A 12657-nucleotide genomic window follows, 5' to 3' on the forward strand; every position below is an offset into this window, starting at 1 on the left:
GCCGAAGCGCGCAGACTCAGGCGGATCAGGGCCGCGTGTGTCTGAGCGCAGCGAGTTTCACGCGGACCCCGCCTGAGTCGAGCACTGCAGGGAAGCCCGAAGGGCCGGCGCAGCGGGGTCGCACAGCCCGCACCGCATACCGGGCGGCCCCAACAAAAGGGCAAACCCCCAATCCGCTACTTCAAAGCCACGATCCCCGGCGGCTTCCAGCTTCCACCGCCCGGTGGCAACACAGACGGCGGCGTTTCCTTGGGCCAATACAGCCGCATCACCAGATAGATCGGACCGTCCGGAGCAGGCAGCCAGTTGGATTCCAGCGCCTTGCCCGGCGAGTCCTTCTGCACATGGAGGGTCACCGAACCGTCTGGGTTGCGCTTCATGCCAGGCAGCATCGGCGAGTTGATGAGATACCGGTTGATCGGATTCTTGATCAGCAATTGAGTGTTGGCGTCATACATCGTCACTGACCAGAACGCATCGACCGGCGGCAACTGTCCGGCCGGGAACGTGATCGCGTAGCGGTGCTTGCTACCGTCGAGCGGCTCGCCCTTCTCATCGACGCGGGTGAATGGATAGACAGCTTCCACCGCATCGTTTCCATAGATGCCCCCCTTGGCAGCCGCAGCACGCTTCAGCCAATCGCCCTTGTAGAAGTTGCGATCGCCGAAGAGCGATCCGATGTTCCACCCGTTCACATCCTTTTGTCCGCTCGCCAGGAATTTGTCGATTTTCGCGTCGCCTTCCTTCATGCCGAGGCCGACAGCGGCCTTGTGCTCCAGCGACAGGTCCTTGAACTGGAAAGTCTTGCCCGGGCCGATGCCGATGCGCGCGATGCGTGCTCGCACGTCCTTGTCTTCCGCCGTGGTGGGAACGTATTGGAGCGCCGCGTCCAGGTACTCGAAGTAGTTCGCCTTGATGCCCTTCGTCGTCGCGGGAAGGAAGTTGATGGCCGCTGCAGGTGGAGGCGCGGTTTGCCCAAGGAAGGCGGACAGCGGCTGCACCTTGTAGCCCGCTTGGACCTTCACAACATTCGGCATGTCCTTCTGATCGAAAAGCTGCGTCCTGTATGCAGCCAGCGTGAAGGGTGTGGTCGAAGTAAATACCTTCTTGATGCCCGGCGGCGTGGCGCCCTTCCAGTCGGGTCCGACCACCATGTAGCTGCCGGGCCCAGAGCCGGTGGCCCGGCTGCCGATGTAGCCGTAGTTGTAGGTGTTGCCATCGTTGAGCATCACCGAGTAGTAGCGCCTCTTGTCAACCGCAGGCACGGTGAGAACCATCGGCTCGGCCCGCAGGTCCAGCCAGACCGTGGAGTAGGGTGTGTCGCTGTTCGGCGTGATGACCGCCGTGTCTTGATAGGTGAAGACGCGGGGTTCGTTCTTGATCTGGTTGAAGGGGGCCTTGAACTGCGGGCCGCCCTTGTCCACGGCGTACTCGTTCATCACCGCGTAGTTCATCACGATTGGCAGCCCGTAGATGAAGGCCTCCTCGGCAATGGCCTTGGTCTCAGCGAGGCTGGGGGCCGGGATGCCGGCGGCTGCATCGGCCTTTGCGCCTTGCGACACCGGATCGTTCTTGCTGGCGCAGCCCGCCAGCAAAAAGGCCGTCGCGACGGCACAAGTGAGAATTGACTCGAAACCGCTCTTCGCCATCACTGTCCTCCAAATTGTGTTGAGCCGTGCGCCACCGGTCAGGGACGGACGATCAGCTCATGATGAAGGGAAAGTCGGCGGCCAACAACTTCCCTAAAGGGCAGTAGACGACCGGGGAGGTCAATGCGGCTCAAGCCAAAGCCAAACCGCTACGCCCACGGCCAGCCACAGGACGACGACGAGGAGCGCGCCGGCCCGGCTGCTTGGTTTGGCGCCCTTCGTTTGCATCCACTCTTCTGCCTGGGTGCGACATTCCGCCAGGACTTCAGACGGTAGCAGTTTGATGGTCAGCCAGATCAGAACAGGGAGCAGCAGGACATCGTCGACATAGCCCAGCACAGGGATAAAGTCTGGAATCAGGTCGATGGGACTCAGCGCGTAGGCCACGACGAACATGCCCAATGCCTTCGCATACCAAGGCGTGCGAGGATTTTTGGCTGCGAACCAAAGCGTCACTGCGTCGCGTTTGATTCGCTTGGCCCAGCTCTTCAAGTTGCTGCCGATGCTCATGAGCGCAAGCATGCCAGCCCGTTGGCTACCATCCCGCGGCAAGTCAAGGAAACCACATGCCAACCATCCTGCAAGCACCAACCTGCATCTGGCCCGCCGCCGCGACATTAGGCGAAGGCACCCTCTGGTCCCAGAAAGAGCAAGCGCTCTATTGGGTAGACATTCTCGGACACCGCCTCTTTCGCTTGGACCCCGTCACGAATGCCCGCGCCATCTGGCAGTTCGACGAAGAGATCTCCGCCATCGCCGAACGCGCGACAGCACCCGGCTTGATCGTCACCTTGCGCAGAGGCTTCGCCTTCTTCGACCCCGCTGCGCCGGACGCAAAGCCCGAGTACCTCCATCAGCCCGAGCCCGAACTCGAGAACAACCGATTCAACGACGGCAAATGCGATTCGCAAGGCAGGTTCTGGGGTGGCACGATGGACTTCGCCTGCAAGGCGCCGACAGGCTCGCTCTACCGCTTCGATCCCGACGGAAATTGCACCAGGCATGACGAAGGCTTCGCCGTCACCAATGGTCCTACGTGGTCGGCCGACGGGAAAACGATGTACTTCAACGACACCGTCACCGCCCGCATCTACGCCTACGACTTCGAGCCGGCCAGCGGCACCCTCTCCAACAAACGCGAATGGCATCGCTTTGCTCGAGGTGACGGCTATCCGGACGGCATGACCACCGATGCCGCCGGCAGACTTTGGATCGCGCATTGGGGCGGTGCCTGTGTCACCTGCCATGACCCCTCAAATGCCGAGGAACTCTGCCGCATCGCACTGCCGACGAGCCACATCACCAACTGCGCATTCGGCGGACCTGATCTGGACATTCTCTTCATCACCAGCGCCACCAGCGAACTCACTCCTGCCCAGCGAGAAGCCGAGCCCGAGGCGGGCGGCCTCTTCTCCGTTCGCCTGGACGTCGCCGGATCGCCGACATTCGCGTTTCGGGGCTGAAGAAAAAACCCTCCATTCTTAAAACAAAGGCGTTAATTTTCAAGCCCCTTACACCAAAGGGCAGGTTGCCATGCACTTGGGCTGCGTGTTCAATGCACCTCGGTTCCAGCCGAATCACCCAAAACCTTAATAGCCACCGGCAGACAGTGGCCCTGGAGATGTGGAATGAGTGATCTGACCGACCTGAATCCGAACCCCGTGGACGAAACACCGATCGTCCGCTTGATTGATGACGACGCGTCCTTCCGGCGCGCCGTCCAGCGCCTCTTTCGCGCAGCCGGACACCGCGTCGCGGAATACAACTCGGTCGGCGCGATGCTGCTCGAAGGCATTGGCTCCGCGCCAGGGTGCCTGGTGCTCGACATCCACATGCCCGGCCCCACTGGCCTGGACCTCCAGGAAATGATCGCCACGCAGCCGGAGCCGCTGCCCGTGATTTTTGCGACGGCCGAGGCCACCGTGCACGAAACCCTGCGCGCCATGAAAGCCGGCGCGTCTGATTTTCTTTTCAAGCCGGTTGACGGCGAAGCGCTGCTGGCGGCAGTGAACAAGGCCATCGCCGAAGATGCCACCCGCCGCCGGGCCCGGCGTCGCCTCAACGATCTGCAGAATCGCTACTCCCGACTCAGCCCCCGTGAACGGCAAGTGCTCGACATGGTGGTCAATGGCGCCCTCAACAAGCAGATCGGCGCTGAACTCGGTGCGGCGGAGCGCACGGTCAAGGCCCACCGCGCGCACGTCATGGAAAAAATGGAAGTGACTTCGCTGGCCGATCTCGTGCGCGCCGCTGGTCAACTGGGCGCAACGGCCGGCGAGCTTGGCCGTGTCGGCGCCTGATACCGCGCCACACATCGCCGAACAGCCATCAGCCATCAGCCATCACCCACTACCCATCACAGCCATCGTGAACAAACCCTCTCGCGCAGGCATGGCCTGGATTCCCGATGGGGCCTTCCTCATGGGGTCGGACCACCACTACCCGGAAGAGGCTCCTGCGCACAAGGTCTCAGTCAAGGGCTTCTGGATCGACACCCACACCGTCACCAACGCCGAGTTCAAGCGCTTTGTCGAGGCCACGGGCCACGTCACGCTCGCCGAGCGCCCGGCGAACCCGGACGACTACCCCGGCGCCGACCCGGCGATGCTCGTACCCTCCTCCGTCGTCTTCCGCAAGACACCAGGGCCGGTCGACCTCCGCAATCCGCACAACTGGTGGACCTATCAGGCGGGCGCCAACTGGCGACATCCACGCGGACCCGGCAGTTCGCTGCAAGGCTTGTGGGCGCATCCGGTCGTGCACGTAGGGTTCGAGGACGCCGAGGCCTATGCCAAGTGGGCTGGCAAGGAGCTCCCCACCGAAGCCGAATGGGAGTACGCCGCCCGCGGCGGCCTCGAAGGCAAGGAATATTGCTGGGGCGACGAGCTCACGCCCGACGGCAAATCCATGGCCAACACCTGGCAAGGCGAATTCCCCTGGCAGAACCTGCTCGAAGACGGGTTCGAGGGCACGGCACCCGTCGGCTCGTTCCCGCCCAATGGCTATGGGCTCTACGAGATGGCCGGCAACGTCTGGGAATGGACCACCGATTGGTACCAGGAACACGGAAAGATCACGCATGCCTGCTGCACGCTGGAGAACCCGCGCGGCGGCAACAAGGACGACAGCTTCGATCCACGCACGCCGCAGGTGCGCATCCCTCGACGCGTGATGAAGGGAGGCTCGCACCTGTGCGCGCCGAACTACTGCCGCCGCTATCGGCCGGCCGCGCGCATGCCCCAGCCGATCGACACCTCGACAAGTCACCTCGGGTTTCGGTGCATCGTGCGCGGGGCGTAGATCTTGACGGCCGGCGTGGCTGCGTTCAGGGGATCAGCCGAACGGCCCCACATGAAAGATCATGCTCACGATCACGAAGCATCCCAGCGCCAGCAGCAGGACGGCCACCAGGAGCGTGAACGAATGCGGGAAGCCGCTTTCTCCATGAATAAGGCCCTGCGCCTTCAAGGCCGCACGCTCCCTGCGCAGTTGAAGCATGAAGCTGGAGTGATAGGTGATCCCGGAAATCAGCATCGCGATGCCGATGAGCACGAGCGCCTCGCCGAATTGCCGAGGAAACTCGCCGCTCTTCAACAGCTGCGACTCGTTGAGCTTCTGGAACACCTGGAAGACGGTGAATCCGAAGCCGATCAGGGACAGCGCGGTTCGAATGACCGACATCAGCGTTCGGTCCGCACTCATCCGGGTTCGCTGGAAGGACATCCCCGTGCGGCGCGAAGACAACTCGACGGAGATCTCCTCGGCAGTCATTCCCTTCTTGCGCTCGATGGAGTCTCCGGTCATTCGCAAAGGAGCACAAGATGCTCGTTGTTGGAGAGTCGAGAATCCTAAAGGCGCGTAGTCACAGCGTCAAATCCGCCCGCTCCGGCATTTGACATCGCAAACAAGATCAGGGCAGCCTCAATCACATGGACGAAGTGCTACACACTCTGGCGCGCGCGCTGTCGCAGTTCTTCGAAGCCGCGACGCTCGTTCTGCTCGCGCTCGGCGCGCTGCTGGCGCTGAAGAACCTGATTGCAGGTCTTCTCGCGCGCCGTCCGCCCGCCGATGTCGCGCTGGATGTGTGGCAGGGCCTCTCGCGCTGGATCATGGTGGGCCTGGAGTTTCTCCTCGCGGCGGACCTCGCTGCGACCGTGGTGTCGCCCAGTTGGGACGAACTCGGTCGCCTGGGCGCCATCGCAGCCATCCGGACCTTGCTCGGCTTTTTCCTGGGACGCGATCTCGAGTCAGCTCGAAGGATCGCCCGCGAGAACGCCGAATTGAACAAGACGCGATGACGTCCGCCAAGCCAACGCAGCACGCCCCATGATCAAAAACGGATTGCACACTTTCATTCGCTGCACCGCCATCGCAGGTGCTTGCCTTGTGCTGCCTCTGACGGCCCTCGCCGCGTCCGCCGCCGGCGGAAGCTACGCGCTCGATACCGCTCAACTCTTCACCGTGTTCTTCATTACGCTCGGGCCGCTCAAGCTGCTGGGGCCATTCGCGCGGTCCACGCGCAATCTGGGTACAAAGGCTTTGCGCGCACTGGCATTGAAGGCCGCGCTCATCGGCATCGTCGCGCTGACCGGGGGAGGCTTTGTCGGTCGCTGGCTCGCCGCGAACTGGATGGTGCCGCCCGGTGCGCTCCAACTTACCGGGGGCCTGATATTTTTTGTGGTCGCGCTCCAGGGCGTATTGGCACAGTATGAGGTGCAGGTTCACCCACCCGCCGATGCAGTGCCGGTCCAGCCCGACGCGATGAAGATCGCATTCCCGATGCTGGTGACGCCCTATGGCGTTGCCGCCGTGATCCTGCTGCTTTCGATGAGCGGTGATGCCGAGCGCACAGAGCTGACGATGGCGATGCTGGTGCTCGTGATGCTGCTGAACCTGCTCGGGATGATCTTCGTGCGCGAGATCATGCGGCCCGCGGTGGTGGGTGTTTTGCAGGTGCTTGCCGCGGTCCTCGGCGTCATGCAGGTGGCGCTTTCGATCACGATCATGCTGGGCGCCTTGCGCGTGCTCGGCCTGGTGGGAGCCGCTTCGTGAATGCGGCCGCCACAGGGCCGCAGCGCGGCGATCGGGCGCCTGGAACTCAGCGCGGCAATACGCGAGCGTTCTCGCCGCTGCCTTCAATGTAGACCTGCTGGCCCACGCGCAAGGACGGATTGATCGGCTGGCTCACGGACACCAGAACGCCGTTCCTGATCCGCACGACGATCTGCTGGCCTGGCTGCGGCCGGTCGTAGCGCTTCGCGACCTCCGAGCCCGCGAATGCGCCGCCGATGGCACCGGCGACCATCGCCACATCCCGACCTGTTCCTCCGCCGATGAGGCTGCCGAGGCCCACACCCGTGAGACCGCCAACCACCGCGCCCACGCCCGTGTGCTGCGGACTCTGCAGGTCCGTCGGCGTGATCTGTTCGATCACCCCCTGGCGCACCTCCATGGACCCCGGGGCCTGGGATCCGGGCGCCGCGCAGGCGGCCATCAACAGCGTCAGCACGACGGCGCCGATACGAGAGAAGAGTTTGGTCATCAGATTGCTCCTTGAGTGGATAGAGGCTTCGCACGAATACCGGCGACAAGGTAAGTCACACCCAGCGCCAGCGTCAACACCGCCACGAGCGAACGTCGGCCGTCGTCCGTGGAAAAACCAAGCACCAGCGCGATCCCGAAAAGCAAGGTGCATGCACTTGCAATGATCGCCGGCAGTGCGCCGATGCGAAGGCCGCCGGTCAGCCTCCGCCTGTTCATCGACACATAGATCAGCCCGACGATCCCGAGCGCGATGCATGCGACGACGATCGCGCCAAGGTAGACGACGGCGCCAAGCACTCGCGACTGGATGTTCGGAGCGAGGAAGGTCACCACGCCGATGGCGAGCCGCAAGGCACCGTCCGCCAACGCGAGCCCGGACAGCCATCGCGCCGCCGGATGCTTCGACAGCGCGAACCAGAGCACGAGGCCCAGCACGCCGTCGAGCAACGCGAAGTAGCCGTTGTGGCCGTACTGGCCGCCTGCCTGAGGGCCGGCCGGGGACATCGACATCAGGTACGCGGCGAAGAGCACGCTCACAGCGCCCCGCAGCAGCAAGACTGTTCGCAGGCTCATGAGTGGCTTTCTCGAAAGGTGTGCAAGGTATTCAGGCTAAAGGTATTCGTCATGGCGCGCTCGCCGGCTGCACGACCAGCGCTTCGCCCTGGAGCAGCGTCGCTTCCACCTGGTCGCCCACCTTGAGAGAGGCGAGAAGCTTCGGGTCGTTGACGTCGAACTTGCGGATTTCCCTCACGCCACGGAGCGTGAGCTTCCCGGCCTTTCGGTCGATGGCGGTCACGTTCGCAACGGCCTGGATCCTGTGCTTCACCACGACACCGGGCCGGTCGCCGGGTTGTGCCACGTGCACCTGGAGCCAATCGGTACGCTCGCGGATCCCACCGGTCGTCTTTCGAAGGCCGAGCAAGAGTGCCTCGCCTTGCTTCAGGGTCACGCGATCGCCGACTTTGAGTTGATCGAAGTTCTTCACGGCTTCGCTGGCGTGGATGACGGTGTCCGGGCCATCGGGGCGCGACAGCGTGATGTCGCGCGTTGCCGGATCGATGGCGAGGATGGTGGCCGTGCGAGCGCGCACACGCCCCGCAACCGCCTGCGCCTCGCCGGGCTCCCTTCCAATCACGACCTCTTCCTGGCCGGACGCCGGCACCGCCGGCTTGTCCTGCGACCATGCCGGAAGCGCCAGGGTCGTCGCCAACACAGTCACCACCGTCGTCGCTATCGCCATGCCGGAAATGCGCTTGTTCATGAAGAGGAGTCCGGGTGCATCGGAAAGAACCTAGCTGGGCGACCACGGGCTGACCAACTGCCAAGGCACCGCCTTGTCGCCCTTGTTCTTGTTCCTGCAAAAGATGTAGTCCCCGGCGTTCTGCAGCGATCCGGCCTTGTTTTCGATGCGTGCCATCCTGCACCCCGGGCGCCCCTTGGGGTCTTCCGCAGGCGTAACGCTGCCGCTGTTTTGCGTGCCGGGGCTCGCCCATGTCACGGTGGCGCCGTCCTTTCCGCTCTCGAGCGCGCCGTCGATGGTTTTCGTCATCAGGTCGATGTCGGCCTGCTTGAATCTCGTGATCGGTGTGTCACGGATGGCGTTGTAGCGCTGCAGCGGCTGCGCTCCGGCGACGGTCGTCGCCAGCAGGACCGCGGCAATCGCCAGAAGCCTCAATGTGTGGATACCTTGCATGGTGGTCCTCCTTGTCCTTATTTGAGAAAACGAATTTCACCCGGGTGAACCTCACCCGGCAGCGCGCGAACCCCTTCGAGGCATTGCAGGCTGGATGACGTTGTAGCTCGGCCCGGCAACAAAATCCATTGGGGCATAGCTCCGTCCGGCGGCCGTCGTGCTTCGCCGCAGCCACGCGCCTCATCTTGACGGGCGCCCGCGGAAGCTGGAAATAGACCGAAGGGGCAAGAGTCATTGCCCCTTGGGGCAATGCGCAGAGCGTCACGCATTCACAACAGACGCACGCACATCTCGCAATAGTTCGCTTGGGGGATGGCGTCTCCCGCAAGCCCCGCATTAGGATGAAGCGAGCATCGACACACATCACAGGCAATCAGGGAGGCCCGGGTGAAAACGCGTTTCGACATCGAGTCCATCGTCGCGGCGACGGCGGTCGCCATCATCGTTCCGATGACGGTGCACGCCCAGCCGATTTCCGCGCCCGTACCGGCAGAACAACAAGAAGCTGACTATCGAGTGATTGCCGCACGCTGCGGCACCCCGGCGTTCGAGAAAACCTTCTACAACCAGTCGAGGGCCGCGGTTGCTGCGGGGCTGGTCAACAGGAACCGCCCGCCAGCCGACGTGGAAAAGACAGTCACCGCCCTGCGGCGCAGCCCGTTCGTGCTGGTCGCGGTACAAGCGGACTGCCCGGCCCAGTTGAAGCAGCTGGCCGATCTTCAGAAAAGCCGCAGCGAAGTCATCAGGACTTCAAGAGCACGCAAGGCCGTGGGTAAGTAGATCGTGGATCGGTTCGGCCGCTACAGCTCGCCGTAGACGCTCGCGTCAGGCTCTGCCCGGTCATGCCGCTTGGATGCGCTGCGCAAGCTCAGCACCCAGAGCCGCGCGTGGCGTTGTTCGCGGCTTTCAAATCGCTCTGCAAAGCGCCGGATGGCGGGACGTTCGATCGCAGCGATGGTCATCCAGTCCGTACCGCCGAAAGACGGAGCTTCCCCGCTTCGATCGACGAGCGCCGGCCGCAACGCCATGACCCAGTCGGTGGGGAAGCGCGGATCGCGATCCAACGTTCGCAAGGCAATCTTCGCCGCCATGGGGCTGAGCGCCGAAATCTTCTGGAGATGGAATTCGAGGTCCATGACAACACCCTGCTTTTTTCAGACACAAGACGATACATGTGTATCTGAATCTTACGCAAGGGTGTTAGTCGGGGTTTTCACGCGCTATTGCGAACTCATTCGTTTGTATTCATTGCGCTTCATGGCGAGGTAATCGTCCCGTTCGACTTCGTGAAGCTGCCGGGCATAGCGCTCGGTGCTGTCGAACCAGAGGGCGAGCCGATCCTGCAATTGCGCCCGGGTCGGATGTTCCATGAAGGCATCGATCGCGAGGTAGTAGCGCATGGTGTTGCGCTCCACCACGCCGAGCACGCCGCCCACGTAGGCGTCCTTGCCGGTGGAGGTGAAGCCGACCTTGTCGCTGCCGATCGTCTTGAGATAGCCCTGCATGGCGATGCGCGCCGCGGTGCCGTAGCCATACGAGTAGCCGAGATGCATGAATGTCTTGCCGTCCGGCGTCGGCGTGGCCTCGAGCTCGATCCGGTAGTCGCGGGTCGACAGCGGCCCCTTGTCTGCGCCGAGGCCGACACTGAGATAGTCCGCTCCGACCGTGGCGGGTTGCCAGACGAAATCGATGCGCTGGGCCTCGGACAGGGGTTGGTCGAACTTGCGGCCGGCAAAGACCGTCACAGTTTTTATGTCGCTCTTCGAACTCACCGTGCAGCCCTTGGTGTTCAGGTGGAGCATGAGCACTTCGCACCAGACGCCCGGCTGGCTCAACTGAGTGCTCACCTCGCTGAAGGGGTGGTTCAGTACCGCAAAGATGTTGCCGCTCAACTGGCCTGAGGACTCTGCGGATTCGAGCACCAATGGCCGTCCGAAGACGTTCTGCGTGAGCTGGGATTGGACCGCGCCGTATTTCGCCTGGAGGGCTTCGGCGCTGCCGAGCTGTCTTTGGGCCAGCGCGACGGCCGGCAGGAAAAGAATGAAAAGCCAGAGCGCCAATCGGCGGAACATCGAGTGCTTCATGATGAATCGCATTCTTTCCGCGCGGCGGGAGCTCGGCTTGCAGGTGACCCTGCTGACGGAGCGGCAAGCTGCGCGCCGCGCAAAGCGCAGCTTGCCCGTCCCGTCGGGTTATACCGCCATGATCGACACGGCCTTGGTCACCAGGTAGCCTTCCATGGCTTCGGGTCCACCTTCCGAACCATAGCCCGAATCCTTCACGCCGCCAAAAGGCATTTCAGGCGTGGGCGCCGCCGGCTGGTTGATCCACAGCATGCCGAGTTCGAGCCGCTGCGACAACAGGTGCGCGTTCTTGATCGACCTTGTGAAGGCGTAGCCGGCCAGGCCGTAAGGCAGGCGGTTGGCTTCGGTGATCGCCTCTTCGATCGTGTCGAAGCCGCGGATGGCCGCGATGGGGCCGAAAGGCTCGTTGTTGAACACGTCCGACGTCAGCGAAACATCGGTCAGCACCGTGGGCGCGAAGAAGTTGCCCTCCGAGCCGACGCGCTCGCCGCCGGTTGCGACCTTGGCGCCGGTCGCGCGTGCGTCGTCGATCACCTTGGCCATCGCGGTCAGGCGACGGGCGTTGGCCAGCGGGCCGAGCGTGGTGCCTTCGGCGAGGCCGTCGCCCAGCTTCAGGCCCTCGGCGTGCTTGACCATCGCTTGAGCGAATTCATCGCGGATGCTGTTGTGCACCAGGAAGCGGGTCGGCGAGATGCAGACCTGCCCGGCGTTGCGGAACTTCGCGGCACCCGCGGACTTGACCGCCAGCACCACATCGGCGTCTTCGGCCACGATCACCGGCGCATGTCCGCCCAGTTCCATCGTGGCGCGCTTCATGTGCGCGCCAGCCAGCGCTGCAAGCTGCTTGCCCACCGGGGTCGAACCCGTGAAGGTCACCTTGCGGATGATCGGATGCGGAATGAGATAGCTCGAAATCTCCGCCGGATCGCCGAACACCAGCCCGACGGTGCCCTTGGGCACGCCGGCATCGACGAAAGCCTGCAGCAGCGCAGCGGGTGACGCAGGCGTTTCTTCAGGCGCCTTGACCAGGAACGAACAGCCACTGGCCAGTGCCGCGCCCAGCTTGCGAACGATCTGGTTGATCGGGAAATTCCAGGGCGTGAAGGCGGCGACCGGGCCGATCGGCTCCTTGATCACCAGCTGCTGTGCGGCGAGGTTGCGCGAGGGCACGATGCGGCCATAGACACGCCGGCCTTCGTCCGCGAACCACTCGATGATGTCGGCGCCGGCGAGCACTTCACCGCGGGCTTCGACGAAGGGCTTGCCCTGCTCTTGCGTGAGCACGCGGGCGATGTCGGCGGCGCGTTCGCGCACCAGCGCGGCTGCCTTGCGCATGGTGGCCGCCCGCTCGTTCGCCGGGATCTTGCGCCAGGCTTCGAAGCCGCGCTGCGCCGAGTCGAGCGCACGATCCAGGTCGGCGATGCCCGCATGGGCGACCTTGCCGATGGTCTTGCCGGTTGCAGGATTGACGACGTTCAGAGTCTTGCCGCTGGCGGCGTCGCACCACTCGTTGTCGATGAGCAGGCGCGTGTCGGGATAGCTGGAAGTGGTCATGCTGGGTCCTTGAATCCGTGAAAGAGGAAAGAGGGGTGTGTCGATTCGTGCAGGACGAATGCGACGAAGGCCGTGTGCCGGATGGGCATGGGCGCAGCACCGATCCTAGCGCCCTTTGAAGCCAGTCCGTGCG

General features: G+C 63.5%; 16 protein-coding genes. 6 read left to right on the forward strand and 10 right to left on the reverse strand.

Going from position 1 to position 12657, the window contains the following annotated elements:
- Positions 1–176: 176 nt before the first annotated feature.
- Together AC1DSF_RS00005 and AC1DSF_RS00010 are read right to left on the reverse strand one after the other, a co-directional pair.
- The gene (locus AC1DSF_RS00005; protein WP_478182156.1) at positions 177–1649 is read right to left on the reverse strand and encodes a DUF1254 domain-containing protein; all 1473 of its coding nucleotides are present in this window, start codon (positions 1647–1649) and stop codon (positions 177–179) included.
- Between the two features lie 120 nt (positions 1650–1769).
- Entirely contained in the window at positions 1770–2159 is a 390-nt protein-coding gene (locus AC1DSF_RS00010) for a YkvA family protein (protein ID WP_478128876.1), read from the reverse strand.
- Positions 2160–2215: 56 nt separating this feature from the next.
- On the opposite strand from AC1DSF_RS00010, the gene AC1DSF_RS00015 reads away from it, so the two are divergent.
- The 3 genes from AC1DSF_RS00015 to AC1DSF_RS00025 all read left to right on the forward strand — a co-directional run bounded on the left by AC1DSF_RS00015 (position 2216) and on the right by AC1DSF_RS00025 (position 4949).
- Entirely contained in the window at positions 2216–3112 is an 897-nt protein-coding gene (locus AC1DSF_RS00015) for an SMP-30/gluconolactonase/LRE family protein (RefSeq protein ID WP_478145220.1), read from the forward strand.
- A gap of 165 nt (positions 3113–3277) precedes the next feature.
- A complete protein-coding gene (locus AC1DSF_RS00020) occupies positions 3278–3949 on the forward strand; it encodes a response regulator transcription factor (RefSeq protein ID WP_478128874.1) in 672 nt (223 codons plus the stop codon).
- Between the two features lie 67 nt (positions 3950–4016).
- Positions 4017–4949, forward strand: a complete 933-nt coding sequence (locus AC1DSF_RS00025) for a formylglycine-generating enzyme family protein (protein ID WP_478128873.1) — start codon at positions 4017–4019, stop codon at positions 4947–4949.
- Positions 4950–4982: 33 nt separating this feature from the next.
- On the opposite strand, the gene AC1DSF_RS00030 is transcribed toward AC1DSF_RS00025, so the two are convergent.
- A complete protein-coding gene (locus AC1DSF_RS00030; protein ID WP_478128872.1) occupies positions 4983–5453 on the reverse strand; it encodes a YidH family protein in 471 nt (156 codons plus the stop codon).
- Positions 5454–5578: 125 nt separating this feature from the next.
- Between AC1DSF_RS00030 and AC1DSF_RS00035 the strand changes: the two genes are divergently transcribed.
- Positions 5579–5947 (forward strand): DUF1622 domain-containing protein, encoded by a 369-nt coding sequence (locus AC1DSF_RS00035; RefSeq protein ID WP_478128871.1) that lies wholly within the window; start codon positions 5579–5581, stop codon positions 5945–5947.
- A gap of 28 nt (positions 5948–5975) precedes the next feature.
- Positions 5976–6701, forward strand: a complete 726-nt coding sequence (locus tag AC1DSF_RS00040; RefSeq protein ID WP_478128870.1) for a MarC family protein — start codon at positions 5976–5978, stop codon at positions 6699–6701.
- Positions 6702–6747: 46 nt separating this feature from the next.
- Here the strand turns inward: AC1DSF_RS00040 and AC1DSF_RS00045 are convergent, their stop codons facing one another.
- Genes AC1DSF_RS00045 through AC1DSF_RS00060 form a run of 4 tightly spaced genes read right to left on the reverse strand, consistent with a single transcriptional unit; the run spans position 6748 to position 8886 of the window.
- Positions 6748–7191: a glycine zipper 2TM domain-containing protein gene (locus tag AC1DSF_RS00045; RefSeq protein ID WP_478128869.1), complete on the reverse strand. Its 444-nt coding sequence runs from the start codon at positions 7189–7191 to the stop codon at positions 6748–6750.
- Entirely contained in the window at positions 7191–7766 is a 576-nt protein-coding gene (locus AC1DSF_RS00050) for a hypothetical protein (protein WP_478128868.1), read from the reverse strand. Before AC1DSF_RS00050 ends, AC1DSF_RS00045 begins: the two co-directional genes overlap by 1 nt.
- 49 nt (positions 7767–7815) lie before the next feature.
- Entirely contained in the window at positions 7816–8454 is a 639-nt protein-coding gene (locus tag AC1DSF_RS00055; RefSeq protein ID WP_478145218.1) for a hypothetical protein, read from the reverse strand.
- Positions 8455–8484: 30 nt separating this feature from the next.
- Positions 8485–8886 (reverse strand): hypothetical protein, encoded by a 402-nt coding sequence (locus AC1DSF_RS00060; protein ID WP_478145217.1) that lies wholly within the window; start codon positions 8884–8886, stop codon positions 8485–8487.
- A gap of 387 nt (positions 8887–9273) precedes the next feature.
- Between AC1DSF_RS00060 and AC1DSF_RS00065 the strand changes: the two genes are divergently transcribed.
- A complete protein-coding gene (locus AC1DSF_RS00065; protein WP_478145216.1) occupies positions 9274–9666 on the forward strand; it encodes a hypothetical protein in 393 nt (130 codons plus the stop codon).
- 20 nt (positions 9667–9686) lie between these two features.
- Here AC1DSF_RS00065 and AC1DSF_RS00070 read toward each other — a convergent pair whose 3' ends face one another.
- From AC1DSF_RS00070 to AC1DSF_RS00080, 3 genes are all read right to left on the reverse strand, one after another.
- A complete protein-coding gene (locus AC1DSF_RS00070) occupies positions 9687–10022 on the reverse strand; it encodes a hypothetical protein (RefSeq protein ID WP_478128864.1) in 336 nt (111 codons plus the stop codon).
- Positions 10023–10106: 84 nt separating this feature from the next.
- Positions 10107–10970 carry a hypothetical protein gene (locus AC1DSF_RS00075; protein ID WP_478128863.1) on the reverse strand — a complete coding sequence of 288 codons (864 nt, stop codon included), beginning with the start codon at positions 10968–10970 and terminating at the stop codon, positions 10107–10109.
- 108 nt (positions 10971–11078) lie between these two features.
- Positions 11079–12524 carry an NAD-dependent succinate-semialdehyde dehydrogenase gene (locus tag AC1DSF_RS00080; RefSeq protein WP_478128862.1) on the reverse strand — a complete coding sequence of 482 codons (1446 nt, stop codon included), beginning with the start codon at positions 12522–12524 and terminating at the stop codon, positions 11079–11081.
- Between the last annotated feature and the right edge of the window lie 133 nt (positions 12525–12657).

The sequence above is a fragment of the Variovorax sp. 01N429 genome (assembly GCF_056399425.1).

Coding starts and splice junctions, on each gene's coding strand:
- AC1DSF_RS00010 (WP_478128876.1), bottom strand. CDS start 2,159: ATGAGCATCGGCAGCAACTTGAAGAGCTGGGCCAAGCGAATCAAACGC.
- AC1DSF_RS00030 (WP_478128872.1), bottom strand. CDS start 5,453: ATGACCGGAGACTCCATCGAGCGCAAGAAGGGAATGACTGCCGAGGAG.
- AC1DSF_RS00020 (WP_478128874.1), top strand. CDS start 3,278: ATGAGTGATCTGACCGACCTGAATCCGAACCCCGTGGACGAAACACCG.
- AC1DSF_RS00035 (WP_478128871.1), top strand. CDS start 5,579: ATGGACGAAGTGCTACACACTCTGGCGCGCGCGCTGTCGCAGTTCTTC.
- AC1DSF_RS00015 (WP_478145220.1), top strand. CDS start 2,216: ATGCCAACCATCCTGCAAGCACCAACCTGCATCTGGCCCGCCGCCGCG.
- AC1DSF_RS00005 (WP_478182156.1), bottom strand. CDS start 1,649: ATGGCGAAGAGCGGTTTCGAGTCAATTCTCACTTGTGCCGTCGCGACG.
- AC1DSF_RS00075 (WP_478128863.1), bottom strand. CDS start 10,970: ATGAAGCACTCGATGTTCCGCCGATTGGCGCTCTGGCTTTTCATTCTT.
- AC1DSF_RS00080 (WP_478128862.1), bottom strand. CDS start 12,524: ATGACCACTTCCAGCTATCCCGACACGCGCCTGCTCATCGACAACGAG.
- AC1DSF_RS00040 (WP_478128870.1), top strand. CDS start 5,976: ATGATCAAAAACGGATTGCACACTTTCATTCGCTGCACCGCCATCGCA.
- AC1DSF_RS00055 (WP_478145218.1), bottom strand. CDS start 8,454: ATGAACAAGCGCATTTCCGGCATGGCGATAGCGACGACGGTGGTGACT.
- AC1DSF_RS00060 (WP_478145217.1), bottom strand. CDS start 8,886: ATGCAAGGTATCCACACATTGAGGCTTCTGGCGATTGCCGCGGTCCTG.
- AC1DSF_RS00050 (WP_478128868.1), bottom strand. CDS start 7,766: ATGAGCCTGCGAACAGTCTTGCTGCTGCGGGGCGCTGTGAGCGTGCTC.
- AC1DSF_RS00045 (WP_478128869.1), bottom strand. CDS start 7,191: ATGACCAAACTCTTCTCTCGTATCGGCGCCGTCGTGCTGACGCTGTTG.
- AC1DSF_RS00070 (WP_478128864.1), bottom strand. CDS start 10,022: ATGGACCTCGAATTCCATCTCCAGAAGATTTCGGCGCTCAGCCCCATG.